The organism is bacterium (assembly GCA_019695305.1).
Taxonomy (GTDB): domain Bacteria; phylum UBA10199; class UBA10199; order UBA10199; family JAIBAG01; genus JAIBAG01.
Window position 1 is genome coordinate 138,644 of sequence record JAIBAG010000002.1, and the last position, 24,496, is coordinate 163,139.

Annotated in this window: 29 protein-coding genes; 6 read left to right on the forward strand and 23 right to left on the reverse strand. The window is 41.6% G+C overall.

Annotation, left to right across the window (positions count from 1 at the left end; translation table 11 throughout):
• Nucleotides 1-2: 2 nt before the first annotated feature.
• Together K1X76_02085 and K1X76_02090 are read right to left on the reverse strand one after the other, a co-directional pair.
• The gene (locus tag K1X76_02085) at nt 3-716 is read right to left on the reverse strand and encodes a hypothetical protein (protein MBX7147849.1); all 714 of its coding nucleotides are present in this window, start codon (nt 714-716) and stop codon (nt 3-5) included.
• Nucleotides 706-1,248, reverse strand: coding sequence for a hypothetical protein (locus K1X76_02090; GenBank protein MBX7147850.1), 543 nt, complete (start codon nt 1,246-1,248; stop codon nt 706-708). The genes K1X76_02085 and K1X76_02090 overlap by 11 nt, the downstream gene beginning before the upstream one ends.
• Nucleotides 1,249-1,354: 106 nt before the next feature.
• Between K1X76_02090 and K1X76_02095 the strand changes: the two genes are divergently transcribed.
• Nucleotides 1,355-1,660, forward strand: coding sequence for a hypothetical protein (locus tag K1X76_02095; GenBank protein ID MBX7147851.1), 306 nt, complete (start codon nt 1,355-1,357; stop codon nt 1,658-1,660).
• A gap of 5 nt (nt 1,661-1,665) precedes the next feature.
• On the opposite strand, the gene K1X76_02100 is transcribed toward K1X76_02095, so the two are convergent.
• The 8 genes from K1X76_02100 to K1X76_02135 form a co-directional block, all read right to left on the reverse strand.
• Complete coding sequence (locus K1X76_02100) at nt 1,666-2,409, reverse strand: hypothetical protein (protein MBX7147852.1); 744 nt, start codon at nt 2,407-2,409, stop codon at nt 1,666-1,668.
• A gap of 6 nt (nt 2,410-2,415) precedes the next feature.
• Nucleotides 2,416-3,786: a sigma-54 dependent transcriptional regulator gene (locus K1X76_02105; protein MBX7147853.1), complete on the reverse strand. Its 1,371-nt coding sequence runs from the start codon at nt 3,784-3,786 to the stop codon at nt 2,416-2,418.
• Between the two features lie 103 nt (nt 3,787-3,889).
• Nucleotides 3,890-4,684: a tryptophan synthase subunit alpha gene (trpA, locus tag K1X76_02110; protein MBX7147854.1), complete on the reverse strand. Its 795-nt coding sequence runs from the start codon at nt 4,682-4,684 to the stop codon at nt 3,890-3,892.
• A gap of 3 nt (nt 4,685-4,687) precedes the next feature.
• A complete protein-coding gene (gene trpB, locus K1X76_02115) occupies nt 4,688-5,881 on the reverse strand; it encodes a tryptophan synthase subunit beta (protein ID MBX7147855.1) in 1,194 nt (397 codons plus the stop codon).
• A gap of 64 nt (nt 5,882-5,945) precedes the next feature.
• Nucleotides 5,946-6,584 (reverse strand): phosphoribosylanthranilate isomerase, encoded by a 639-nt coding sequence (locus K1X76_02120; GenBank protein ID MBX7147856.1) that lies wholly within the window; start codon nt 6,582-6,584, stop codon nt 5,946-5,948.
• 3 nt (nt 6,585-6,587) lie between these two features.
• Nucleotides 6,588-7,364 carry an indole-3-glycerol phosphate synthase TrpC gene (gene trpC / locus K1X76_02125; protein MBX7147857.1) on the reverse strand — a complete coding sequence of 259 codons (777 nt, stop codon included), beginning with the start codon at nt 7,362-7,364 and terminating at the stop codon, nt 6,588-6,590.
• A complete protein-coding gene (gene trpD / locus K1X76_02130; protein MBX7147858.1) occupies nt 7,365-8,381 on the reverse strand; it encodes an anthranilate phosphoribosyltransferase in 1,017 nt (338 codons plus the stop codon).
• A 53-nt stretch (nt 8,382-8,434) separates the two neighbouring features.
• Nucleotides 8,435-10,147, reverse strand: a complete 1,713-nt coding sequence (locus K1X76_02135; protein MBX7147859.1) for a glycerol-3-phosphate dehydrogenase/oxidase — start codon at nt 10,145-10,147, stop codon at nt 8,435-8,437.
• Nucleotides 10,148-10,162: 15 nt separating this feature from the next.
• On the opposite strand from K1X76_02135, the gene K1X76_02140 reads away from it, so the two are divergent.
• The 4 genes from K1X76_02140 to K1X76_02155 are packed head-to-tail and all read left to right on the forward strand — an operon-like array spanning nt 10,163 to nt 13,047.
• Nucleotides 10,163-10,921: a biotin--[acetyl-CoA-carboxylase] ligase gene (locus K1X76_02140; protein ID MBX7147860.1), complete on the forward strand. Its 759-nt coding sequence runs from the start codon at nt 10,163-10,165 to the stop codon at nt 10,919-10,921.
• Between the two features lie 9 nt (nt 10,922-10,930).
• A complete protein-coding gene (locus tag K1X76_02145) occupies nt 10,931-11,701 on the forward strand; it encodes a type III pantothenate kinase (GenBank protein MBX7147861.1) in 771 nt (256 codons plus the stop codon).
• Nucleotides 11,702-11,704: 3 nt separating this feature from the next.
• On the forward strand, nt 11,705-12,208 hold the full coding sequence (locus tag K1X76_02150; GenBank protein ID MBX7147862.1) for a YchJ family protein: 504 nt from the start codon (nt 11,705-11,707) through the stop codon (nt 12,206-12,208).
• Nucleotides 12,209-12,213: 5 nt separating this feature from the next.
• Nucleotides 12,214-13,047 (forward strand): hypothetical protein, encoded by an 834-nt coding sequence (locus K1X76_02155; GenBank protein ID MBX7147863.1) that lies wholly within the window; start codon nt 12,214-12,216, stop codon nt 13,045-13,047.
• Nucleotide 13,048: 1 nt separating this feature from the next.
• On the opposite strand, the gene K1X76_02160 is transcribed toward K1X76_02155, so the two are convergent.
• The 13 genes from K1X76_02160 to rpsB form a co-directional block, all read right to left on the reverse strand.
• Entirely contained in the window at nt 13,049-13,858 is an 810-nt protein-coding gene (locus K1X76_02160; GenBank protein ID MBX7147864.1) for an undecaprenyl-diphosphate phosphatase, read from the reverse strand.
• A gap of 86 nt (nt 13,859-13,944) precedes the next feature.
• A complete protein-coding gene (pnp, locus tag K1X76_02165) occupies nt 13,945-16,062 on the reverse strand; it encodes a polyribonucleotide nucleotidyltransferase (protein ID MBX7147865.1) in 2,118 nt (705 codons plus the stop codon).
• 138 nt (nt 16,063-16,200) lie between these two features.
• Nucleotides 16,201-16,470 carry a 30S ribosomal protein S15 gene (rpsO, locus tag K1X76_02170; GenBank protein ID MBX7147866.1) on the reverse strand — a complete coding sequence of 90 codons (270 nt, stop codon included), beginning with the start codon at nt 16,468-16,470 and terminating at the stop codon, nt 16,201-16,203.
• A 165-nt stretch (nt 16,471-16,635) separates the two neighbouring features.
• Nucleotides 16,636-17,499: a tetratricopeptide repeat protein gene (locus K1X76_02175; protein MBX7147867.1), complete on the reverse strand. Its 864-nt coding sequence runs from the start codon at nt 17,497-17,499 to the stop codon at nt 16,636-16,638.
• Nucleotides 17,500-17,561: 62 nt separating this feature from the next.
• The gene (locus tag K1X76_02180) at nt 17,562-18,158 is read right to left on the reverse strand and encodes an RNA polymerase sigma factor (GenBank protein ID MBX7147868.1); all 597 of its coding nucleotides are present in this window, start codon (nt 18,156-18,158) and stop codon (nt 17,562-17,564) included.
• A gap of 21 nt (nt 18,159-18,179) precedes the next feature.
• Nucleotides 18,180-18,710 carry a hypothetical protein gene (locus K1X76_02185; GenBank protein ID MBX7147869.1) on the reverse strand — a complete coding sequence of 177 codons (531 nt, stop codon included), beginning with the start codon at nt 18,708-18,710 and terminating at the stop codon, nt 18,180-18,182.
• On the reverse strand, nt 18,697-19,107 hold the full coding sequence (nusB, locus tag K1X76_02190) for a transcription antitermination factor NusB (GenBank protein MBX7147870.1): 411 nt from the start codon (nt 19,105-19,107) through the stop codon (nt 18,697-18,699). Before nusB ends, K1X76_02185 begins: the two co-directional genes overlap by 14 nt.
• An 11-nt stretch (nt 19,108-19,118) precedes the next feature.
• A complete protein-coding gene (gene ribH / locus K1X76_02195) occupies nt 19,119-19,580 on the reverse strand; it encodes a 6,7-dimethyl-8-ribityllumazine synthase (protein MBX7147871.1) in 462 nt (153 codons plus the stop codon).
• 14 nt (nt 19,581-19,594) lie between these two features.
• Entirely contained in the window at nt 19,595-20,338 is a 744-nt protein-coding gene (uppS, locus tag K1X76_02200) for a di-trans,poly-cis-decaprenylcistransferase (GenBank protein ID MBX7147872.1), read from the reverse strand.
• Nucleotides 20,335-20,889, reverse strand: a complete 555-nt coding sequence (gene frr / locus K1X76_02205; protein ID MBX7147873.1) for a ribosome recycling factor — start codon at nt 20,887-20,889, stop codon at nt 20,335-20,337. Before frr ends, uppS begins: the two co-directional genes overlap by 4 nt.
• Nucleotides 20,890-20,918: 29 nt before the next feature.
• Nucleotides 20,919-21,632, reverse strand: a complete 714-nt coding sequence (pyrH, locus tag K1X76_02210; protein ID MBX7147874.1) for a UMP kinase — start codon at nt 21,630-21,632, stop codon at nt 20,919-20,921.
• 32 nt (nt 21,633-21,664) lie between these two features.
• A complete protein-coding gene (tsf, locus tag K1X76_02215; GenBank protein ID MBX7147875.1) occupies nt 21,665-22,564 on the reverse strand; it encodes a translation elongation factor Ts in 900 nt (299 codons plus the stop codon).
• Nucleotides 22,565-22,576: 12 nt separating this feature from the next.
• Complete coding sequence (gene rpsB / locus K1X76_02220; GenBank protein MBX7147876.1) at nt 22,577-23,473, reverse strand: 30S ribosomal protein S2; 897 nt, start codon at nt 23,471-23,473, stop codon at nt 22,577-22,579.
• Between the two features lie 319 nt (nt 23,474-23,792).
• Between rpsB and K1X76_02225 the strand changes: the two genes are divergently transcribed.
• Nucleotides 23,793-24,482, forward strand: a complete 690-nt coding sequence (locus K1X76_02225) for a hypothetical protein (GenBank protein MBX7147877.1) — start codon at nt 23,793-23,795, stop codon at nt 24,480-24,482.
• The last annotated feature ends 14 nt before the right edge of the window (nt 24,483-24,496 follow it).

Below are 24,496 nucleotides of genomic sequence, written 5' to 3' on the forward strand. Positions count from 1 at the left end.
TTTTAAGCAGGAGAAACCATCAGATTTATTTTTGAGTTTATCTTACCCAAAACCTTAAAATCACGTTTCACCATAAAGGCCGTGGGATAAGACCCATAACAATCCTTGGCCACTTGTGCGGCACTTAGTTGAGGTTTTTGACAAAAAAGGGCCCACATATCGGAGCGATAGGTGGGCCCCATCAAAATCCGGAATTTGTAAGGCAAATGTATTTTGGCCAACTCTTCCGGAGGCAAAATATCACCAGGGCGATGACGCAAAACTTTTTGAGGAATTCTTAAACATGTTTTTTTAAACCGCTCGTCCTCCCCATTTTTTTTAATTAAAAAATCGGTTCTATCCCCTAAAAAATCAAACCGTTTTTTAGGAGAAAGCTTTTTCAGCTTAGTAAAACGGATATCACTTTTAAACCACTCGCCAATAGCAGCCCAGAAAACAGAAAATAAAAAGGTTTGTTGTGGTGCTAATTGTAAAATAATTTGCACTAGGCGATCGGCATTGATGCGCAAAGAATGGATTTCTATCCAATCAACCAAAAGCGATAAAATTCGTCCGTCCCCGGCAAGTCCTTCGATAGAGGCTGCTATCAAAGTGTTTTCGATATTGGCATTTTTGTAAGGAGTCCCACCAAGCAAAAATCCAATTCCTATAAGATGCGAAGTCAACTCTTCTCCACTAGCTAAAGTATGAGGCAGAATGGATCTTTTAAAACTCATACCCCAACTCCCTAGCCAGACTTTTGAAAGACGCTTTAACATGAACAGGCCACCCAGGATTTTGATCTTGTTCTTCTACCCACTTCATCGATTCAATCAATTCGGCAAGCGTGGGTTTAAGCATTTTACAATCGCTTCTATCTTGTTCCCTATCACAAAAAGCAAACAACTTTGACTTTAGCAGGTCAGACCTTCCTAAAGAATAAAGGGTGATGGATTGCCCCAAAAAAACAAGCTCTGTTCTTTTGAGCCAACCCTGAGGAAGATTTTTGCGCAGTGATTCCGGCCCATTATTGAACCAGTCTTTTTTAAGGCGTTCATTTCCAGACTTATTTTTTGTTTCGGCAAATTCCTGGGCCAGCAAAATAATTTGTTTTGGCAAAATAGGATCAAGAACATCTATATCTTGGGTTTCACGGGCAATCACCCCCAAAAGCGACAACGCCCCACCTCCAATAATGACTCCCGAAAAAGAACATCCTTTTTGATTAAGAAACCGATCAAACTCTTTTAATGTCTCTTTGGGCTGCATAGTATAATTATATAATATACTTTTAATAAAAAAGTCAATATAAAATAATAGCTTATGTTTATTTTAAAAAACCAACCCAAAAACGGACACCTTAACCAATGAAGGATTGAGTGAATGGTTTAATCTTGTAGGAGAATCTCTGCGTTACGGCGATGAATGGAATAACAACGATCAAATTGAATGGGTAACAGCATCCGCTATAGATTCCCCTCAATTTAAAAAACCCTATGCCGAGCAATATTTTGACCCTATGGGCTATGCACTTCAAAAAGCCGCTTATCAATTAGCCCATATTTGGGACGATTTAACAAAACACCCGCAATTTGATGCGGATGTTGCCGCTAAAATTAATGAGGATCATGTACGTTTTTTTACTTTAGCTATTATGGGCGCTTCTCATTATTTTGTTTAAAAACTCTAGATCTCCCGTTCCAACTTTTTGAGCGTTTCTTCCAACCCCACCAAAAAATCGCGCAGCACTTTTTTTACTTTTAAATTGCCCGCGGCTCGTTTGCGGGAAAGGACTTCGGTTAAGAGAGAAATTTTTTTAGAAGCATCCGCAAGCTCCATTGCTTTTACATCCTCCGCCATTTTATTTAGTCCGTCCAAAAAAAGACCAGCCGTATCGTCACGTAAGCCCTGGCCGTAATAAATATCGAGTAAGTTTTCTAAGATGGGCTTTGCATGCGCTATATGTTTTTTTATAAAAATAGGGGAAATTTTAAATTCTAACTTTGGTTTATCATCCTCTTTCAAAAACTCTTCCAAAGGCTCGTTTAGTTTTTCAAGAGAATCCGATTTTTCTATAAATAAATGGGGTTCTAGCGCGTAAGCTTCACAATATTCTAAATATTCTCCGTAGCTCACGGCCGAAAACAGACAGATGGTGGCCTTGATATCAGGATAAGATTCTAGTGTATCGTCGAATACTGTAAAAAAAGCATCTTCGTTAAAAAGAACATCACCTACAATCATCACTTTTTTACGCGCAAGTTCCTTTTTATTTTTTTCCACATAGTCTTTCCATTCTTCCAAGGTGTAAAAAAGTTGGTATTTTAATAAATCTCCTTTTTTTTGCGTTCTTTTTTGCGACTTAATATGATCTTTTATGCTTTGGGCTTGGCTTACATCGGCAGATACAATGAAGATGAGGTATTCCATGCAGACTTACTCAATACCATATTTGGCAAGCTTGTTATACAGCGTTTTGCGGCCAATTTTAAGAACCTGTGCCGCTTCACTACGGTTACCATCCACCGCTTTTAATACCCGGATGATGTATTCTTTTTCAATATCATCCAAGGGGCGTGTTGCGTCATGAAAAATGGCAGAATTTTCTTCAACTTCTCCTGCGGTATCGGCCGAAAAAATAATATCTTCAGGTAAAATTAAATCGGTTTTGGCCAGTAACATGGCACGTTCCATGGTATTTTCAAGCTCACGCACATTGCCAGGCCAGGAATAATCAATAAACATTTTAAGCGCACTTTGCGAAATACCTTTTACCTGATTATTGTGCATTTTTTGAAAATTTTCTAAAAAGTAATCTACAAAAAGCGGGATATCCTCTTTACGGTCTTTTAAGGCCGGCAACTCAATTTGCATGGCATTAAGCCGGTAGTATAAATCTTCTCTAAAAAGTTTTTGCTCCATTCTCATTTTTAAATCGTGGTTAGTAGCCGCAATAATACGCACATCTACTTTTTCTACTTGTGTTGCACCTAGCGGCCTAATTTCTTTTTCTTGCAGGGCACGTAAAATTTTGGGCTGAATGGTAATGGGCATATCACCAATTTCATCCAGCATAATGGTTCCTTGATGTGCTTCGCTAAAAAGGCCAGGTTTAGCCATACGCGCGTCGGTAAAAGCACCTTTTCTATAACCAAACAATTCACCTTCTAGCAGGGCCTCGGGGATAGCCGAGCAATTAATAGCCACAAATTTTTGATTGGCGCGCGGCGAGCTACGGTGAATGGCACGGGCAATCATTTCTTTACCCGCCCCGCTAGGCCCCGTGATAAGAATGTTAACCGAACTGCCACGAATGCGTTCAATAAGATCGTAAATCTTTTTCATGGCGGGCGATTTACCTACTAAACCATGATAATATTCTTCGGCGGGCTTTTCTTTTTTAAGACGAATAATTTCGGTACGCAAATAACCATAATCGAGCGCTTTTTGAACAAGAAGCGGTAGTTTTTCGGGATGGATGGGTTTTTGCAACACATCAAAAGCACCATGCCGCATGGCTTCTACAGCTTCATCTACATTGCCCGTATCGGTTAAAAAAATGATGGGAACTTCAGGGTGCTGCGCACGCATGTAATCAAGCACATTAAGCCCGGTATGATGTCCAATAGCATGATCCAGCACCACAGCACTGTAGGTATTAAGCGAAAAAATCTTTTGAACCTCTTCAAAATTTTTGCACCAATCCACACCTTTGTAGCCCGCATGATCGAGCACTTCCATAGCAAGCGCCCCTGCAAAAGGATGGTCTTCCACCAGTAAAATTGGGTTTTTATAGGGACTTTTCACGTTGTGTCATTTTAACACAGGCGTGTTTAAAAGAAGAAGCTAAATATGGGTATTTTTATACAGGCATTTACGGATATGGGGATAAATATTTAACTATATGAAATTAAATAGCTTTTTTAAGAGACGCTACAAATCGTGATAAACTTTTATGAAGGGTACTCGTGTTTTTGGCATTTTTCTCAATCAGCTTAATGAGCGCCGAACCAATCACCACGCCATCGGCATGATGCGCAATTTCTCGCACTTGTTCCGGTTTGGAAATTCCAAATCCCACGACTACCGGGCGACTTGTAACACCCTTGATACGCAACACCTGAGAGGAAAGCTCATCATTAATAGAGAGCTTGGCGCCTGTTATACCCGTCATCGATACATAATAAATAAAACCCGAACCTTTATGCGCAGCTTTTTTAATGCGCTCATCGGTGGAGGTAGGAGCCAGCAAGAAAACAAGATTAATACCGTGAGCTTTGAGAATTTTATTCAAATCATCCGCCTCATCCGGTGGTAAATCGACAATTAGCACTGCATCCACACCGGCATCTTTAGCTTTTTTAGCAAACACCTCATGCCCCATCACAAAAATGGGATTGTAATAACCCATGAGGAGTAGCGGCACTTGGGATTTTTTACGGATTCTGGTGACAAGCGCAAAAATTTTATCGATAGACGATCCTTTTTTAAGGGCGCGTTCATACGATAACTGAATTACCGGGCCATCGGCCATGGGGTCCGAAAAAGGAATGCCAAGCTCAATAATATCCGCCCCGGCTTTTTCGAGCGTATAAACAAGCTTTTCTGTTTCGGCCAAATTGGGATCGCCAGCCGTAATAAACGTAACCAGCGCTTTTTTGCCGGCTTTTTTTAATTCCTTAAATTTTTGATCAATACGCGACATATTTTACAATTTCACCTTCATCACCTGGGCCACGGTTCCCATATCTTTATCGCCACGACCAGATAAATTAACCACAATCACTTCGTGTGATTTTGTTTTTTTAGCTAACTCCGGAAGATACGCCACGGCATGGGCACTTTCTAACGCCGGGATAATCCCTTCCACTTGCGTGAGCATTCTAAAACCTTCCATGGCCTGGTCATCGGTAATGGGCACATACTCGGCACGGCCCGATCGTTTAAAATAAGCATGCTCCGGACCAACACCGGGATAATCGAGACCCGCCGAAATAGAATGTGTGGGCAACACCTGGCCATCTTTATCACTCATGAGATATGTTTTGTTGCCGTGCAAAACCCCCACCGTACCGGCACACATGGAAGCCGCTGTTTGCTTGGTGTTAACACCAAGTCCCGCAGCCTCAAGCCCAATCATTTTGGTATTCGTGTTTTTATAATACGGATAAAAAAGCCCCATAGCATTAGAACCACCACCTATACAGGCCACCACATAGTCGGCTTCTTTTTCTCCAATTTCCTTTAATTGCTTTTTCACTTCGGTACCAATGATGGATTGAAAATCACGCACCATGGTAGGATAAGGATGTGGGCCCGCTACCGTACCAATACAATAAAATGTATTGCGCACATTGGTTACCCAATCACGCAGTGCTTCGTTCATGGCATCTTTTAAGGTTTTGGTTCCGCTTGTTACCGCATGCACTTTGGCCCCTAAAAGTTTCATTCGAAATACATTGAGCGACTGACGATGCACATCTTCTTCACCCATATACACTTCACATTGAAGATCAAGTAGAGCACACAGTGTTGCCGTGGCCACACCATGCTGGCCGGCACCCGTTTCGGCAATCACGCGGGGTTTCCCCATTTTTTTAGCCATGAGGCATTGGCCCAAAGTGTTATTCACTTTATGAGCACCGGTATGGCACAAATCTTCACGTTTAAAATAAATTTTTCCACCACCCAGTTTTTTGGTGAGTTTTTCGGCAAAATAGAGGGGAGTTGGACGGCCAATGTAATGCTTGGCGTAGTAAGCAAATTCCTTTTTAAAATCTTTGGATTTTCCTATTTTTTTATAAGCCTCTTCCAGCTCTAAAAGAGCGGGCATAAGGGTTTCGGCCACATAACGACCACCAAAAATACCAAAATGACCGTGTTTATCGGGTAAAGTAGCCATAGAGCTGTTGCGTAACAAAGAAAAAAGCTTATGGCAAGGGTTTCAGTGATGCAGAAAAAGCAAACTAACTCACTATTTTGGGACGTAAGGTTTGAGCTTTGGCAATAGCAATAAACTTTTCCAGTTTGGTACGGTCTTTAATGCCGGGCGCACTCTCCACCCCGCTTGCCACATCTACAGCATAGGGTTGTACAGATTGAATGGCCGTTGCAATATTATCGGGATTAAGCCCTCCCGATAAAAAAAGCTCCCCGTATTTTTTGGCTTCGCGCGCTAAATCCCAGTTAGATACAATACCGGTACCACCAAAAGCTTTTTCAACGTAGGAATCAACCAATAACCATGGGCTTTCATACTTGGAAATTTCTTCCAAATCTTTTTCTTCTTTTAACCTAAAAGCCTTTAACCACGGACGCCCCACGGCATTACAGTAGTCGGCTGTTTCATCGCCATGAAACTGTACAAAATCGAGCTCAAGCGCTACCGCCAAATCAATTACTTTTTCAACTTGCTCATTTACAAAAACACCCACTTTTTTAACAGACGAAGGGATGTCTTGAATAATATCATCGGCTGCCTCAGGTTCTATATAACGTTTAGAATCGGGATAAAAATTAAAACCCAAAAAATCGGCCCCTAATTCCACGGCATCGAGCGCGTCATCTAAATTCGTTATTCCGCAAATTTTAACTAAAACCGACATAACTTATCCTATCATTTCCCGTAATTTTTTACCGATATCTTTTTCGCGCATGAGTGATTCACCAATCAAAAAACCATCGTAGCCCGCTTCCATCAGCTTTACACAATCATCATGTGTATTAAGCCCCGATTCGGTTATACGCTTAAAGCTTTGAGGAAACTCTTTTACCAAATCGTAAGACGTTTGAAGACTTGTTTTAAAGTTTTTTAAATCACGGTTGTTTACGCCCAAAATATGCGGTGGCAACTTGGCCGCTCTCTTCCATTCGGCCTGGTTATGAATTTCTACCAAAACGCTCATCCCTAATTCACGCGCTAATTGCTGAAAATCTTTTAGCTGATGATCATCCAGCGCCGCAACAATAAGGAGCACCGCATCAGCTCCATGAGCTCGTGCTTCATGGAATTGATACTCCTCAATCATAAAATCTTTACGCAAGCACGGTAGACTGACCTGTTTTTTAATTTGCACAAGATAGTTAAGCGAGCCCATAAAAAAATGCTCGTCGGTTAAAATAGATAAGGCCTTGGCACCATTATCTTGATAAATATGGGCCGTATCCAGTGCGTTAAAATCTTGGCGAATAATTCCCTTAGACGGCGATGCCTTTTTTACTTCGGCAATAATGTTGATAGAGCCTTTTTGAAAATTTCCCAAAAAGTCACGCGCCGGCTCGGCATCGTGCGCCTTCTTTTTAACATCGGCAAGAGGCACACGTCGTTTTTGCGAAGCCACTTCGTCGCGTTTATACTCTAAAATTTTATCTAGGGTGTTTTGCATTTAATGCGTCATTTCTATCAAAGCTTCTAATTTTTGATACGCTTTACCGCTGCTAATAGAGCCCTGTGCCAAAAGTAATCCGTCTTTAAAATTATTGGCAAGTCCGGCCACCATAAAACCCAAAGCGGCGTTAAGATGCACACAATGATCAATTGCCTCCGAATGTCCTTTTAAAACATGGCGTAACCTTTTGGCATTTTCTGCAGGCCCACCACCTTTTAAATTATCTAGCTGACACGGCGCATACCCCACACTTTGTGGATCAAATGTTTCTTTTGTAATGATCCCGTTTTTAATAAATGCAATTTGTGTGGTACCTGTAAGTGTCACCTCATCCAACCCATCACTGCCATGTACCACCGCGCCCTGGGTAACACCTAATTGAGCTAGTACTTTAGAGATTATATCTAAAAGACGTGCATCATAAACACCCATAACCTGCTTTTTGGCATTTGCAGGATTTAAGAGTGGACCCAAAATATTAAAAATTGTTTTTTGCGCTAACTCTTTACGGATGGGGGCTACATTTTTTAGAGTTTGATGATACTGAGGGGCAAATAAAAAACCGATGCCAATATTATCAATGCAGCGCGCCACAATTACGGGAGAAGCATCAATATTGACACCCAATTCTTTTAATACATCGCTGCTACCGGAATTAGAACTAACAGCACGGTTGCCATGTTTAGCCACTCGTACTCCGCCACCGGCTAGCACAAAAGCTGTGGCCGTCGAAATATTAAACGTATTTTTTCCATCACCACCCGTACCGCAAGTATCCAGCACATCCGGGTTTTGAAGCGTAATTTTTTGGCTCTTACTTCGTAAAAAACGGGCAGCTCCTAAAATTTCATCGGCCGTTTCTTTTTTAGCGGAAAGTGCTTTTAAAAACCGCTTGATAAGTTCGGCATCTTCGGTTCCGGACAATAAAAAACTCATCGCTTCTTCCATTTGCGAAGCAGAAAGATTCTGACTCGATTCAACATGAGTCACAAATTTTAACAATAATTCGTTCATATTTGATTCATTTGTCATACGGTCCAACTGAGACAGACCGGGGTGACGACGGACTACGATGCCTTGCGCTGAAGATCTTTTTTCCAGCCGCTGCGTTTTTGGATTTCGGTTACCGTACGTTCATACTCGGCATCGGCTTCTGCCACTGTTTTGCCTAACTCATTGGCCCACACCTGGCATAAGGTTTTATACCACGGCTGGCCATGATCGGCACGCGACAAATATAACGGAATACGACGTAAAATAAAATCTTCCACATGAATAACCATACCGGTACGAATTTGATATCTTAATTCAGCTTCTAGAAGCGGAAAACCAGCCGGATCGGCCTGGCTTGAAGGATGTAATTTGGCCAAATTCATAATATCGATGGCCCCTAAACCATAACGATCTATCAATACTTGCGGTACAATTTGCGTCAGCGACGCAAGAGTAGAAAGCGACTCTTTTGTTGTAAGCGGGTTTACAGGTTCTTTAGTGTTACTTTTTGCACTTTGAGGAGCCGCATAATCTACAATTTCGGCCGCCATCGTACGGTGAGTGGTGTATTTACCGCCACAAACAACAACCGTATCACCAGGGCCTGTGCCAATATGATGCTCGCGGCTTACCTTTTGCAATTTGGAGACAATAGAAACTTCCGGAGTATCATGATCGGGAAGCCCAACCTGTGGGCCCATAAGCGGTCGAACACCAACATAAGCACTCACAATATCATCAAGAGTTAGCTTTAATTTAGGGAAATAAATATTGAGCAAATTAAGCAAATACTCAACATCATCATCGCCCACTACCGTTTCTTCAGGGTTGTTGGGGCTTGGGCCATCGGTGGTACCCACCAAGGCCATACCTTCGCCAAAATCGGGACGAGGAATAATAAAGGAAATGCGACCATCTTCGGGATGCGCCATGACCACAGCCCCCGGAACAGGCAAACGCTTCATGTTAAAAAGTAAATGCGCCCCCTTACTGGGCATAAGGTGTTTTTTCCAGCCCGGAAACATTTTTTCTCCAAACATATCGGTCCATGGTCCGGCACAAATCACCACTTTTTTAGCTTTAATCTGAAAAGTAGATCCGCCTTCTAAATCTTTTACCACAAAACCCATCACCTTATTACCAGACCATACCGGTTCGGTGGCTTCGGCATAATTAATACAAGCGGCACCAGAAACACTTGCAGCGCGCAAGGTTTCAATGGCCAAGGCATCATCCCACATGCTGGCATCATAATATGAAAAACCGCCCTTCAGTCCATTTTCATTTAGACCAGGAATCTCCAAAACCATTTTTCTTTTTGATAAGGTTTTATGCATGCCCGGCGCACGAAAAAGTGCCAGCATATCGTAGAGCCACATACCCATCATCAAAAGACCTTTGCCATGAGAATCGCGCTTGTATACAGGCATGTAAAATTTAAGCGGTTTTACCAAATTGGGCGAACTTTTTAAAAGATGTTTACGCTCAGAAAGCGCTTCAAACACCAGTTTAAATTCCATATTTTGTAAATAACGAAGCCCACCATGAATGAGCTTGGACGAACGAGAGGATGTACCCCAGGCAAAATCGTGTTTTTCAACTAAAGCCACTTTAAGACCACGACTAACTGCATCACGTGCGGTGGCAGCCCCAGTAATACCCCCCCCAATAATAAGGAGGTCAAACTCCTCGGTTTTAAGGCGCTCCATGGCCACAGACCTGGTTTTAATGGAAAATTCGGTTTGGTAGAATTTTTGCTGCACAAGGCGTATTAATTTGATATTCACCTCTTGTCAAACGCTATGAATGTTGAATTTATTAGTCAAAATTTAAAAAACAGCTGGTTAGGGAAAAGTATTTATTTAAAAAATGAAATCAATTCCACTAACACCTGGGCCAAGGATAATATTAAAAACGAAAAACGGGGTGCTGTTTTTATAGCCAATCACCAAACAAACGGCCGGGGCCTAAAAAACAGGGCATGGGAAGCCCCAGCAGGTAAAAATATTCTGCTCTCATTTATTGATATTCCCCCACAAAATCCGGAACAGGCCCACCATTTAACCTTGTTAGCTGGCATTGCATTACATGAAGCGGTTTTACAAACTGGAAACACACATGCTACGCTTAAATGGCCTAACGATTTACTGATAAACAGTAAAAAAGCGGGGGGGATTTTGTGCGAACAAAAAGAAAACAAAATTGTGGTGGGTATTGGCCTTAATGTAAATAGCACCAAAACAGATTTTTCCCCGGCCGTCCAGGCCATATCAACCAGTCTGTTTGACGAAAGTGGAAAAGAAGAAAAACGCGAAACTATTATTACCCATATCCTTAATGCCTACGAATTTTTTAGATCACAATACGACATACAAGGAATTTCATTTTTAAAGGCTGAATGGAATAAAAGAAACGGTATTATGGGAAAAACCGTGCGCATTATAGAGGTAGATAATGAATACACCGGTACAGCTATGGGGCTAGATGACCAAGGTTTTTTGCTGGTAAAAACCCAAAACGAGCTTAAACAAGTGATTGCAGGAGATTTATTTTTGGTTTAAGGAACTGTCATGCTACTGGCTATAGACATCGGTAACACCAATACGGTTTTAGGCCTCTATAAAGGCGAAAAACTCATCCATAACTGGAGGCTTGAAACAAAAAAAGAGCGAACCGGTGATGAGTGGGGTATTTTTTTAAAAGAACTCTTTCAATTTGAAAAAATTAAGCTGGAAGATTTAAGCGGCGTTGTCATTTCCAACGTGGTGCCTGTTCTCAATCGTTCCATGAAAGAAATGTGCGCCCGTTACCTTAAAAAAACGCCTGTTATGGTAGGAGCCGAAATTAATATCGACATGCCGATTGCTACCGATAACCCCAGTGAAGTAGGCGCAGACCGTATTGTTAATGCCGTAGCGGCTTTCCACCGCTATAAAACCGATCTCATTATTGTTGATTTTGGTACCGCCACAACGTTTGATTACATCTCTGCTGAGGGTGAATATATGGGAGGATTAATTGTGCCCGGCATTGGTATTTCGGCCGAAGCCCTTTTTAAAAACGCCTCGCAATTACCTCGTGTAGAAATTGAAAAACCTAAGCATGTGGTAGGTAAAAACACCATCGAATGCATGAAATCGGGCATTTACTACGGCTATGTAGGAATGGTGGACAGTGTAGTAGAAAAAATGGAAGCCGAAATTGGCCGTAAAACCAAAGTGATTGCAACAGGTGGCTTGGCTAAAGTGATTGCCGCCGATGCTAAACGTATTGATGAAGTAGACGACTATTTAACACTTGAAGGATTAAAACAAATCTATAACTGGAATACTCCAACTTAAACTATGTCAAAAAAAACTTTTACTTCCTGCCCTTGTGACAGTGGAAAAAAATTTAAGGAATGCTGCGAACCTTTTTTAACCGGTGCCGAAAAGCCAAAAACAGCCGAAGCTCTTATGCGTTCACGTTATTCGGCTTTTGCCTCGCACAATACCGATTATATTTTAGAAACCATTGATCCCCAAGGTCCTAAAGACTATGACCGTGCCTCCATAGAGGCCTGGGCCACCAATTCGGAATGGAAAGGGCTAGAAATAGTTTCCACCGATAAGGGAGCCTCCCACGACAACACCGGCATGGTAGAATTTAAGGCCAAATTTAAAGCCGAGGGTAACGACTTAGTCCATCATGAAAAAGCGCAATTTTTAAAACGGAATGGGGTATGGTTTTATGCCGATGGCAAGGTATTGGGTGCCCCCACCGTAAAACGAGAAACACCAAAAATTGGCCGTAACGACCCTTGCTCGTGCGGGAGCGGTAAAAAATTTAAAAAATGCTGTGGAGCTTAAATAATATGAAAAAAACTATCTCTTCATTTCTTTTTGTAATTCTTGCCTTAGGGTTAGGCATAACTTCTTGCAACAATAACAAAACACCTCCCAACACCGTTCCAGTTACAAGCCTTGATGGCCGCATTAAAATGTATTTTCCGTATGAATGGAAACAGGATATCCCCTCAAAATATCCCGATATTGTACTGGGCATGAGCAAATCACCCTTCGATTTAGTATGGGTGTTTTCATACAACAAGCAAACTAGTCCCGACTTTAAAGGTTTAAATGATACTGCTGCTGAAGATTTAAAAGGAAAACAGGAAAAATTAAATGCTACGGTTTTAAAACCCATTAGCGAGGGCTCATTGGGAAAAAATAAAACTATCAAATACGCTTACTCCATTAAAAATGGGCCAGTGGAATTGGCCCATAATGTTTCTACTTTAGAAACAGAGTGCTGTTTTATTTATATAGACGCTATTTCTAAAGCCGAAAACTTTGCCACCTCAGAAAAGGAAATTGAAAAGATTTTAAAAAATACCCAAATTGAAAACCCTGCCGAAATTCACGACGCCAAGCTTTTAGAAGATAACCAAAATAAAAATGTTTATTTGGTAGGCACCATCGAAAACTTTACGGCCACACCCGACCTTCAAGGATCATGGGGTTGGCAAATTAAATTGGATGATGGGAAAATAATACCGTTAGGTGGATTTATTAATTCGGCAGAAATTAATAATTTGATGGGTAAAAAGGCTCTTGTTTTTGGTAATTTGTATTTTGGAAAACTGGGCGAAAATAAAAATGAAGCATACAGGCTCGATATTGTATCGGCCATGGCTCTTAAAAAATAAACTAGGCCCGTAATAAATAAACCACCAGTACAAGCAGCGCAAAAACAAAACGATAGTACGCAAAAATTTGGAATGTATACGTGCGTACAAACTGAAGTAAATATTTAATACTTAAAAAGCCAATAATACCCGATACTAAAATTCCCACAATTTCATTAACCCCTACCCCGCCCTTTATAAAATCATCAAATTTCAACACACAGGCGCCAAAGGTTATGGGGGTAGCAAGCAAAAAAGAAAAGCGCGCCGCCGAAACACGATCTACTTTTAACAAACGGGCGGTTGTCATGGTAATGCCCGAACGGGAAACGCCTGGAAAAAGAGCTAGAGCTTGACTGATACCAATCAAAAGCGCTTCTTTAAGTCGTATATCACCCAAATTTTTATTGGAAGAACTTTTGGCATCTACCGCCCAGAGAATAACACCCATAATAGCCATGGCTCCGGCCACTAAAAGAGGTGCTCTAAAATTAGCTTCAATAATATCATCTAAAGCAAGCCCCACCAAAGCACCGGGAACAGACGCAGCTACTAAATATAAAAATAAATTGCGCGTAAGAATATTACGCTCTGTTTTGCCATTAGCTGTAAAACTAATAAAAAAACCACGAAAAAGCTCCACCCAATCTTTCCAAAAATAGGCAACAATGGCGATGAGCGTTCCAAAATGAAGTGCCACATCAAACGAAAGCCCAGGGTCATCAAAATTGAGCAACCAGGGAGTTACAACAAGATGCCCCGAGCTGGAAATGGGCAAAAACTCGCCTAAGCCTTGTACAATACCTAAGATAACGGAGTGAAGAAGTGTCATAAGAAACAGTTTTTCTCATAAATGTGGGAGATTAGAAATAAAAAAAGGGGCCATCAAGGCCCCTTTTAAAAAACTAATCAGCAGATTTATTCAGCTGCCGGCTCGCCGTCGGCACGGTTTAATTCCGATTCTTTCATCGACAATTTGATTTTGCCTCTGTTATCGAAACCAATACATTTAACGCGAACCATGTCGCCTTCTTTAACCACGTCGGTTACATTCTTCACATGGCGGTCGGCCAGTTGAGAAATATGTACCAAACCATCGGTTTTAGGCAAAACTTCCACGAAAGCACCAAATTCCATGATCTTTTTAACTTTACCTTCGTAAATTGCACCTTCTTCAACTTCGGCGGTAAGTTCTTTAATCATGGTGATAGCTAAATTGATGGCATCTTGATCAGAAGAGAAGATCTTAATAAGACCTGTTTCTTCGATATCGATCTTGGCACCGGTAGCTTCCACAATGCCTTTAATGTTTTTACCACCCGAACCAATCACGTCCTTGATTTTATTCACAGGAACGGAATGGGTTACAATTTTAGGAGCATGGGCTGAGAGATTTTCACGAGGTGTGGTCATCGCTTCGCTCATTTTACCCAAAATGTGCATACGGCCTTCTCTGGCCTGACTTAAAGCGGTACTTAAAATCTGTTCGGTAACACCGTCAATTTTAATATCCATCTGCAAAGCGGTGATCCCTTTTTCGGTTCCACACACTTTAAAGTCCATATCACCCAAGTGATCTTCATCACCCAAGATATCGGACAAAATTGCGATGTCGTTTCCTTCTTTAATTAAGCCCATAGCAATACCAGCCACAGGACGTTTTAAAGGAACACCGGCATCCATGAGCGATAATGAACCGCCGCACACCGACGCCATCGACGACGAACCGTTCGATTCGAGAATTTCGGATACCACACGGATGGTGTAGGGGAAATCTTCGTGGTGAGGAATCATTCTCACCAAGGCACGTTCGGCCAAAGCACCATGGCCGATTTCACGGCGACCAGGAGAGCGCAAGGGCTTTACTTCACCTACCGAGAACGGGGGGAAGTTATAATGCAGCATAAATTTTTTGGTATATTCACCGGTGATCGAATCAATGATTTGTTCATCATCCGAGCTACCTAAAGTGGCGACCACTAAAGCCTGAGTTTCACCACGGGTGAACAAAGCCGAACCGTGCGCCCGAGGGAGCAAGGTTGTTTCGCAGGTAATAGGACGGATCGTTACAAAGTCGCGGCCATCAATACGGGCCTTGTCTTTTAAAATCATCTTGCGCATCACACGGCTTTTTAATTCTTCAAAAGCGCCGCCTAATTCGATAGAGAGCGCAGGAGTTACTTCGGTTCCTTCGGGGAAGGCTTTGGCTTTGACACCGGTTTTAATATCGCCCAACGCTTTGTAGCGAGCGAGTTTATCTTTAATAAGCATGGCATCGCGAACAGGAGCTTCAACAGCATTCACTGCGCTATGAATAGCGGCATTCTTTTCGGGAATCACCACTTCACGTTTTTGCTTACCTGCTTTTTCACGCAATTCATTTTGAATTTTGCAAATAGGCTTTAAGGCATTGTGGGCAAACAAAATGGCATCGGTCATGTCCTTTTCACTTACTTCATCGCCACCACCTTCAACCATCACCACAGCATCTTCGGTTGCAGCTACGATAAGTTCGATATCGCTAGATTCCATATCTACAGCAGAAGCATTAATCACAAACTGTCCATCAATACGGCCTACACGACAACCGGCAACCGGTTTGGTGAAAGGCGCATCCGAAATCATCAAAGCAGCAGAAGCACCGATGATGGATAAAGTATCGGGATCGTTCACCTGATCGACCGAGAGAACGGTAGCCACTACTTGAGTTTCGCAATAATAACCTTCGGGAAACATCGGGCGGATGGGACGATCGATAAAGCGGCTGGTTAAAGTGGCAACTTCGGTAGGACGTCCTTCGCGCTTAAAGAAACCACCGGGAATTTTTCCGGCGGCAAATGTTTTTTCGATAAAATCGACTGTTAAAGGTAAGAAATCGATACCGGCTTTGGGCTCGGCAGCTACACCTGCGGTAACCAGTACCATGGTATCACCGGCACGTACTACTACAGAACCTCCGGCTTGTTTGGCTAATTTGCCTGTTTCAATAATAACATCAGTATTTCCCAATTTTTGGGATACACGTGTGGGTTGCATCATAAATATTACTCCAATGTAAATGCGGATTGAAAAGTGAAAATGCGGGGATATGAAGTGCGCTGATAATCTAACTGGGGCTTTGAGAAATCAAAGTGCCAATTCAATTATCAGTGCCGTATCGCTTAAAACAAAAAATTATTTTCTAATTCCCAATTCGCCGATGATTTTAGCGTACCTATTTTTATCGGTTTCCTTCAAATACGAAAGCAAACGACGACGTTGACCCACCATTTTTAAAAGGCCGCGACGACTGGAATGGTCTTTGGCATGTCCTTCAAAATGTTTGGATAAATCGGTAATACGTTCCGATAGAAGTGCAATTTGCACTTCCGGCGAGCCGGTGTCACCTTCGTGGGTTTTAAATTTAGATATAACTGCCTGTTTGCGTTGTCCGTATAAAGCCATAAAAATTAATCAATAAAAAGTGAGTACAAAAATAACGAAGGCTTCTTGTATATGTTCTTCACGCGAGAATCAAGAGTTTTATTAGCCTAAATAAAAAGGCATCCCAGAGGGGATGCCTTTTTTTGGAGAAACAAACAACAATAAAAACTTATTAATTACAATAACTTACTGACTACTCTTCAACTGATCTATCATAGGGAGTACCATATCTTTTTTATCAGGATAACGAGCAATAATCTCATTTAAGCTATCGATAGCATCTTTTAAGTGACCCTGAATGGCATAGCACTGAGCCCGATACATGAGCACATCACTCATATAAGTATAGGTAGGATGAAATTGATAGATGGTTTCGAAATCGGCCAGAGCCAAATCGATACGGCCCATAGCCTTTAAACGACGCCCCCGCATCATGAGAGAATCGGCATCAGCTTCTAATAACTGCTGTTTACGCTCCTCAAAACGCTGCTTTAACTGATCTTGCGCTACACCAAAAGGATTCACATCATCATTAAAAAGCCCCGGTTGGTCATCAAACGCAGTTTTAGTAATAGGAGCTTGGGGCAATTGAAAGCTGTTATTTGGATAATTTTGAGAAAGATTAAATTGATCATTCAGCAAACGATCTTTTAAAGCCTGCGATTGTTCTATATTAGAAGCGACCACAGGGTTATTAGATGAACGGTTAGTGATAACATGTAAAGCAGCAAAACCTACAAACAATCCCATCATTATAGGAGCCATTTTTAAACCCGCATTCAGCAAACGACCGGCATTTTCAAAAGGAGATAAAATAAGAGACCAAACTGAAGTTTTTTTGCTTTTTTCTAAAATAGCATTGAGGGTAGCTTGAGTAGGCTCTTTTTGAGGCAAAGTACTAAAAACAAGGCTTATTTCTTGTAAACGGCTTAATTCGGCCTGGCACGATGGACATTCTTTAGAATGATGATGGAAGGCCTGAACTACTTCCGGACTAGCAATATGGTAATGAATATCTAAAATACTTTCAGAAAAATCGTTACATTTCATATATTTATAGTTTCCTCAGCCAGATGAGCTGTACAAGCTCCCGTATAAACGAAGAACTGCCCCTAAAGATCTGTAATTCCTAATTTTTTAAAAAAATCCTGCAAAGAAGCCACCGCATAGCGCATCCGACTTTTAACTGTATTAACCGAAGCCCCAACAATGGTGGCAATTTCCTCAAAGGGTAAGCCCTGCTTTTCACGTAATAAAAACACTTCACGCTGGTCGGGGTTAATTTGCGATAAAATCCATTCAAGTTTTTGGTGTAAATTTTGGGCCAACACCTCTTGTTCGGGGGTAAAATTGCTGCCCTCCACCTTTTCTTCCCAACGACTTTCTTCGTCTTCTGCTCCTTTTTTATCTTCCAATGCACTCACCGGACGCGTCTTTTTTTTACGTGACATATCGATGCAATAGTTACGGGCAATGGTATAAAGGAAAGTGGTAAATTTTGCCTGGGGTTCGTAGGCTTGGGAGGAACGGATCACGCGGAAAAAAACATCCTGAAAAGCTTCTTCCACATTTTCATTTTGACCTAAAAAACGGTATAAAAAATTATAAACACCCTTTTTGTGGCGCTCCAACAAATAGTTAAAAGCAGCTTCCTCGCCGTTTTTGTAGGCAAGCATCAAGTCTTCGTCGCTGGCGGTAATATAGTTCATGATTCACTTGATACTCCATTATTACAAAACAACAGCGTCAAAAGAAACGTCTACGTTCATTCCAAAATCCATATGACGCTTTTTTGCATCGCGCACACAATCTTCACTTTCACACAAATTCACACTTTCAAAACCTGGAAAATCGTGCAGTTTAGACACCAGCAAGCGCACGCTATTACGCCATTCAAAACGGTCTACAATCATATCGGAGTACGACACCATAAAATCGCTTACTTTTTTACGCGACAAAGTGCCCAGTAAAAACTGTGTAAAATGTGAAATATGTGATTCGTTAAACTCGTAAGACGGCCCCATGCCAAAAACCATAATTTCTTTAGCCTTAAGCCTTCCTTCAGTGGGTAATAATAAGATTTCCCCTGGCTCGGCCACAAACCGGTTTTTAACAATCATTTTAGATAAACGCCCATTTAAACGCCAATCTACAAGGGCCGCGCAACCCGGCAGGGGCTTTTTATCGGAAAAAAGCGTCAACACCGCACTCGACGAGGTTAGTTTATCAAAAGGTTTAGAAGTAAATTTAATGTGGAGCATGTTTGGCAATTTTATCTAAAATGCCGTTGATAAAACCAGAGCTTTCTTCGGTCCCAAATTTTTTTGCAATCTCAACGGCCTCATTGATAGTAACTGATGCGGGAATATCTTCAAGAAATAAAAGTTCGTAAGAGGCAATTCTTAAAATATTACGGTCAACAGAGGCCATGCGCGAGAGTTTCCAATTGGTAGAAGTTCCCTCAATAAAGCCATCAATCTCTTTTAAGTTACGTGTTGTGCCTTCCAGCAAGATATCAGCAAACTCACGCACATCATGTGGTGTTTCGGCATGTTGCGTCCAATAACCATCCAAAGCTTCTTTAGGCTTTTTAGATTCAAATTCCAACTGATACAACAGTTGAAGTGCAATTTCTCGTGATTGACGTCTGTGACCCATAAATTACTAACCTAGGATAAACTCATCATTTCTAAAACAGTGAGAGCCGCCTCGCGGCCCTTATTATATTCATCATCGCGCGAGCGAGCAAGAGCCTGTTCCAAATTATTGGTGGTAATCACTCCAAAACCAACGGGAATTTTACAAGCAAGCATGACCTGCATAAGTCCCTGGGTAGCCCCCTGACATACAAAATCAAAATGCGGGGTATCGCCACGAATCACCACACCCAAAGCCACAACACCACCGTATTTTTTAGTAAGCGCCAATTTCTGCACGGCATAGGGCAACTCAAAAGCACCGGGCACACGAATAATATCTATTTTTTGTTCAGGCACTCCTGCTTCTTTTAATGATTTTACAGCTCCATGAAGCATGGCATCACAAATATCTTGGTTATAACGGGCTACAACCAACGCTATTTTTTTAACGGGCTTTTTAACATCTTTTAATTTTTTAGTTTTTTGACGCATGTTTTTTTATAAAACTAGTTTTTTACCTGTTCCCCAGTTTTCCCAAAACGCCGCTCACGTTTTTGATAATCGAGTATAGTTTTTACAAAATGTTCTGACGTAAAATCGGGCCAGAGGGTGTTATCAAAAAAATATTCGGCGTAAGCACCCTGCCACAATAAAAAATTACTAATTCTATGCTCTCCACTGGTGCGAATAATTAAATCGGGATCAGGCATGCCTGCTGTATCTAAAGCTGCCGATACATCTTCTTCGGTTAATATACTTCCTTTTTGACGAAATTTATCTATTAACCCGGGCAAAGCTCTTAATAACTCGTCACGTCCTCCATAGCTTAAAGCCAAGGTCAGTACCATCTTTTTTCCGGCGGAGGTATTTTGTTTAACCTGTTCAATTATTTTTTGAACGCTGTCCGGCAATTGCAACATGTCCCCAATGGTATGAAAGCGAATTCCATTTTTCACCATTTTGGATTCTTTATTTTGCAAAAAGGCCGCTAATAACTCCATGAGCGCTTTTACTTCTTCTGGTGGGCGATTCCAATTTTCCTTGGAAAAAGCGTACAGTGTTAAATGGCCAATACCTATATCTTGGGCAATATCGATAATTTCTTCGGAGCGATCCACTCCTTTTTGATGACCAGCAAGACGGTTTAACCCCTGAGACGTAGCCCAGCGCCCATTACCATCCATAATAATAGCTACATGGCGAGGCAGGCGTGCTGTATCAATTTTTTGAATGAATGAATCAAGGCTCATACCTGCATGATTTCTTTTTCCTTGGTTTGCACCATGGCATCGATTTTAGCGATGAAATCATCGGTAAGTTTTTGAATAATGGTTCCAGCTTTTTTAGCATCATCTTCGGTCAAGGCCGAATCTTTCTCCTGCTTTTTTACCAAATCCATAGCATCGCGCCTAGCGTGACGTACCGAAACGCGAGCATCTTCGCCATGACCTTTAAGCGATTTTACCAAATCTTTACGGCGCTCTTCGGATAAAGCCGGTATTGGTAAGCGGATGAGCTTGCCGTCACTTACCGGATTAAGCCCAATATTGGCTTTATCTATCGCTTTTTCAATAGCCGGAATAATGCTCGCTTCCCACGGAGCAATGGTAATAAGACGTGGCTCGGGAATGCCTAAAGTAGCTACCTGATTAAGGGGAACCATTTGGCCATAATAATCAACACGGATGTCATCTAGTAAATTTAGACTGGCACGACCAGTACGAAGTTTACCAAACTGGTTTTTTAACGCCTCAAGCGATTTTTCCATTTTTTGGGTGGCGTCACGGGTGATGGCATCCATAAAAAGCCTTTCTAGATAAGAAGGAGTGGTTAACTAACAACAGTACCAATATTTTCGCCCAACACTACTTTTTTAATATTACCCGACGAAAAGAAATCAAAAACCACAATCGGAAGTTTGTTATCCATGCACATGGTGATGGAAGTAGAATCCATAACGGTGATCCCGCGGTTTAATACATCCATAAAGTTAAGCTTTTCAAAACGAACTGCATCTTTATGTTTTTTAGGATCTTTATCGTACACACCATCTACTTTAGTAGCTTTTAAAATAACATCAGCATGAATTTCTACAGCACGCAAGGAGGCTGCGGTATCGGTGGTAAAAAATGGATTTCCAGTGCCAGCTGCAAAAATAACTACACGGCCTTTTTCTAAGTGACGCATGGCGCGCCGACGGATATAGGGCTCTACCAATTGATGCATTTCAATAGCGGAAAGTACACGGGTAAAAACACCTTCACGTTCAAGCGAACTTTGCAGGGCCATAGCATTAATAACTGTTGCCAGCATGCCCATATAATCGCCGGTAGCACGTTCAATGCCTTTTTCGGAGCCGGATAAGCCGCGATAAATATTGCCGCCGCCAATAACAACAGCCACTTCAACGCCTAAGGCTACAATGTCTTTAATTTCTTTGGAAATAATTTGGGCTTGATCAAGAGAAATACCGTAACCCTCGGGGCCCGATAGGGTTTCCCCACTTAGCTTTAAGAGAATGCGCTTATATTTGGGTTTGCTCATAGTTCAAAACTGCATGTCATGCTGTTTTGCTTTTATTTAGCCATCTTGGCTACTTCGTCGGCAAAATTATCTTCCTTCTTTTCAATCCCTTCACCCACCTGAAAGCGGGTAAAAGAAGAAACAAAAAGCGCCGGATTCACTTCTTTTAATACCTGAGCAACGCTTTTCTTTCCAGTAGGATCTTTAATAAAAATTTGATCTACCAAACACACGTCTTTGGCAAACTTGGCAATTTTACCATCCAAAATTTTATCCATCATCTCTGCTGGCTTGCCACTATCCTTCATTTGTTCTTTATAAATTTCACGCTCTTTATCAATAACAGCAGCGGGTATTTCGTCGCGCTTTAAATACTGAGGGAAAGCAGCGGCCGCATGCATGGCCACATCGCGAATAATACCATCATCCGCTTTAACGCCGCCTAAAACCACCACAACACCAATTTTTGCACCCATGTGGATATAAGAACCCAGGGTTTCATTAGCACCTGCTTTTTTCACAATAAAGCGACGTAAGGAAATTTTTTCACCAATTTTAGCAACGAGTGTATTCAATTCTTCGGATAATTGAGAGCCAGCTTTACCTTTTAAGGTTAAGAGCTCATCCACCGAACCAGGTTTTTGGCTTAAAGCAAGACTTGCAGCTTGATTAGCAAAGGCTACAAAATCGTCGTTTTTGGCCACAAAATCTGTTTCGCAGTTCAGTTCTAAAATAACAGCTTCCAACTTATCGGCCGACAAGGCGGTTACCACAATACCATCGGCCGCAACACGCGAGGCTTTTTTAGAAAGAGCTTGAAGACCTGCTTTACGCAAAAATTCAATAGCGCCTTCCATGTCACCACCCGTTTCGTTAAGGGCCTTTTTACATTCCATCATACCCGCACCGGTTTTTTCGCGCAGGTCTTTTACCATCTGAGCTGTAATCGACATTTTTATTTCCTTTTATTCTTCATCTCCACCATCGGTGGTGATAGCGGCTTCTTTAGGGGCTGCCTGAACAGTAGCTTTGGCAAAAGCAGTCACGTCTTCAGAAACAACCTCATTTAATTTACCCACATAAGCACGGCCCTTGCCTTCTACAGCTTGAGCCTTACGCGAGGGGCGCTTTTTAGGACGATCGGCATCGGCTTCTTCATCCTTTTTAATTTCGGCCTGACGTCTTTCAATACCAGCCAAACAAGCATCGGCAATGCGCTTAGCAAATACTTCGATAGACTTTAAAGCATCGTCATTGGCAGGGATTAAGTAATCGATGGGATCGGGATCGCAGTTAGAGTCGGCAATGGCCATGACAGGGATACCCAACAAATTAGCTTCATGAACGGCTATTTTTTCGATATGCGGATCAACCACAAAAATAGCTCCGGGCAAACCCTTCATGCCTTTAATACCGCCCAAAGATTCCAACATTTTGGTAATATCGCGGTCGATATCTAAGATTTCTTTTTTGGTGTAACCGGCAAAATCGTTATTTTCGCGACGGGTTTCCATTTCAATTAAACGGTCTACGCTTTTACGAATTGTGGAGAAGTTGGTGAGAAGTCCACCCAACCAGCGGCGGGTGATATAGGGCATACCGGCACGTTTAGCCTGTTCTTCAATAACCGGTTGCGCCTGAGCTTTAGTGCCCACAAACAAAACGCCTTTACCGGAGGCCACAACATCTTCCACCGTTTTAAAAGCATTTTTGGCCATGCTTAAGGTTTGTTGCAAATCAATAATATGGATACCCGAACGAACACCGTAAAGGTAGGGCTTCATTTTGGGATTCCAACGTTTGGTTTGGTGGCCAAAGTGGCTCCCGGCATCAATCATTTCTTTAATCGAAACTTCCGTCATAATTCTCCTTAAATAGTACTAAACGTACACTTTCCGTAACACCTTCCAAGTTGCGGATATCACGCATGATATTCTTATTTTGCTGCAAGGCAGAACGGCTTAAAATTTTAAAAGCGGTCCTGAATACACACTCGTTTAAAAAAAAGCAAGGGTATTTACTAAGTTTTTACGGCCTAGTCCAAAAGCTTCAGTAGGAAACCAGTAATTCTCTACCACGCCTTCCCCATCATCACTTTTGTAAAAACCATTATAGATTTGGATTCGTTACGGAAAAATCACTTTTGCTTAATAGAAATTCGCTTTATAAGGAGTTAAGTTTATGAAAAAAATCCCCTTAGCGTTGCTTACCCTTCTAATTGCCACTTTTTTAAACCCTTTTGCACACGCGCTCGAAAAAAAAACGTCCAAACGCACTAAAGAGCCCAAAGTTATTGAATCGGAAGCAGGCCTCATTATACAAGGCTGGGGCATTGCTATTGATGCCCTCTATGACGACCGCTTAGATAATCTTGTTAAAGGTTATAAAATTTTAAATGTGGTGGTTACCAACAATAATCAAAATAATATTTTGCTCGATCCATTAAAAGATAAATGGGAACTGGAAGATAGTTTGGGTAAAAAATCAACGGCCATTAATCACTTACGCCTTGCTTCTGAAAAACTGTGGGTTTCGCTTCCAGAAGGCCTTCAAAAAAACTTTGAATACCCTCAAGTTGTAAAACCCAACAAATCGGCCAAAATCACGCTATTTTTTCCAATAAACACGAGTCTCAATAATTTTAAAGCACTCTCCTTTAAATCGTTTAGCATTAAAAAAACTTTTTCTATTTTAATGTCGGTTGAAAACAATTTAGAAATAGATGATCCGCGCGATAAAAACCCCGATACCGAAAGTTTTAGACAAGCTATGGAAAAATACGAGGGCCCCGACAAAGCTCCGCCTCGAGAAAACGAACCACTCAATCAACCTCAAGTACCGCCCGAAAGCATAACTATTCCACTTGATTAAAAAGCAGGAATTCT

Coding starts and splice junctions, on each gene's coding strand:
- K1X76_02085 (MBX7147849.1), bottom strand. CDS start 716: ATGAGTTTTAAAAGATCCATTCTGCCTCATACTTTAGCTAGTGGAGAA.
- K1X76_02090 (MBX7147850.1), bottom strand. CDS start 1,248: ATGCAGCCCAAAGAGACATTAAAAGAGTTTGATCGGTTTCTTAATCAA.
- K1X76_02100 (MBX7147852.1), bottom strand. CDS start 2,409: ATGGAATACCTCATCTTCATTGTATCTGCCGATGTAAGCCAAGCCCAA.
- trpA (MBX7147854.1), bottom strand. CDS start 4,684: ATGTCGCGTATTGATCAAAAATTTAAGGAATTAAAAAAAGCCGGCAAA.
- trpB (MBX7147855.1), bottom strand. CDS start 5,881: ATGGCTACTTTACCCGATAAACACGGTCATTTTGGTATTTTTGGTGGT.
- K1X76_02120 (MBX7147856.1), bottom strand. CDS start 6,584: ATGTCGGTTTTAGTTAAAATTTGCGGAATAACGAATTTAGATGACGCG.
- trpC (MBX7147857.1), bottom strand. CDS start 7,364: ATGCAAAACACCCTAGATAAAATTTTAGAGTATAAACGCGACGAAGTG.
- trpD (MBX7147858.1), bottom strand. CDS start 8,381: ATGAACGAATTATTGTTAAAATTTGTGACTCATGTTGAATCGAGTCAG.
- K1X76_02140 (MBX7147860.1), top strand. CDS start 10,163: ATGAATGTTGAATTTATTAGTCAAAATTTAAAAAACAGCTGGTTAGGG.
- K1X76_02145 (MBX7147861.1), top strand. CDS start 10,931: ATGCTACTGGCTATAGACATCGGTAACACCAATACGGTTTTAGGCCTC.
- K1X76_02150 (MBX7147862.1), top strand. CDS start 11,705: ATGTCAAAAAAAACTTTTACTTCCTGCCCTTGTGACAGTGGAAAAAAA.
- K1X76_02155 (MBX7147863.1), top strand. CDS start 12,214: ATGAAAAAAACTATCTCTTCATTTCTTTTTGTAATTCTTGCCTTAGGG.
- K1X76_02160 (MBX7147864.1), bottom strand. CDS start 13,858: ATGACACTTCTTCACTCCGTTATCTTAGGTATTGTACAAGGCTTAGGC.
- pnp (MBX7147865.1), bottom strand. CDS start 16,062: ATGCAACCCACACGTGTATCCCAAAAATTGGGAAATACTGATGTTATT.
- rpsO (MBX7147866.1), bottom strand. CDS start 16,470: ATGGCTTTATACGGACAACGCAAACAGGCAGTTATATCTAAATTTAAA.
- K1X76_02175 (MBX7147867.1), bottom strand. CDS start 17,499: ATGAAATGTAACGATTTTTCTGAAAGTATTTTAGATATTCATTACCAT.
- K1X76_02180 (MBX7147868.1), bottom strand. CDS start 18,158: ATGAACTATATTACCGCCAGCGACGAAGACTTGATGCTTGCCTACAAA.
- K1X76_02185 (MBX7147869.1), bottom strand. CDS start 18,710: ATGCTCCACATTAAATTTACTTCTAAACCTTTTGATAAACTAACCTCG.
- nusB (MBX7147870.1), bottom strand. CDS start 19,107: ATGGGTCACAGACGTCAATCACGAGAAATTGCACTTCAACTGTTGTAT.
- ribH (MBX7147871.1), bottom strand. CDS start 19,580: ATGCGTCAAAAAACTAAAAAATTAAAAGATGTTAAAAAGCCCGTTAAA.
- uppS (MBX7147872.1), bottom strand. CDS start 20,338: ATGAGCCTTGATTCATTCATTCAAAAAATTGATACAGCACGCCTGCCT.
- frr (MBX7147873.1), bottom strand. CDS start 20,889: ATGGATGCCATCACCCGTGACGCCACCCAAAAAATGGAAAAATCGCTT.
- pyrH (MBX7147874.1), bottom strand. CDS start 21,632: ATGAGCAAACCCAAATATAAGCGCATTCTCTTAAAGCTAAGTGGGGAA.
- tsf (MBX7147875.1), bottom strand. CDS start 22,564: ATGTCGATTACAGCTCAGATGGTAAAAGACCTGCGCGAAAAAACCGGT.
- rpsB (MBX7147876.1), bottom strand. CDS start 23,473: ATGACGGAAGTTTCGATTAAAGAAATGATTGATGCCGGGAGCCACTTT.
- K1X76_02225 (MBX7147877.1), top strand. CDS start 23,793: ATGAAAAAAATCCCCTTAGCGTTGCTTACCCTTCTAATTGCCACTTTT.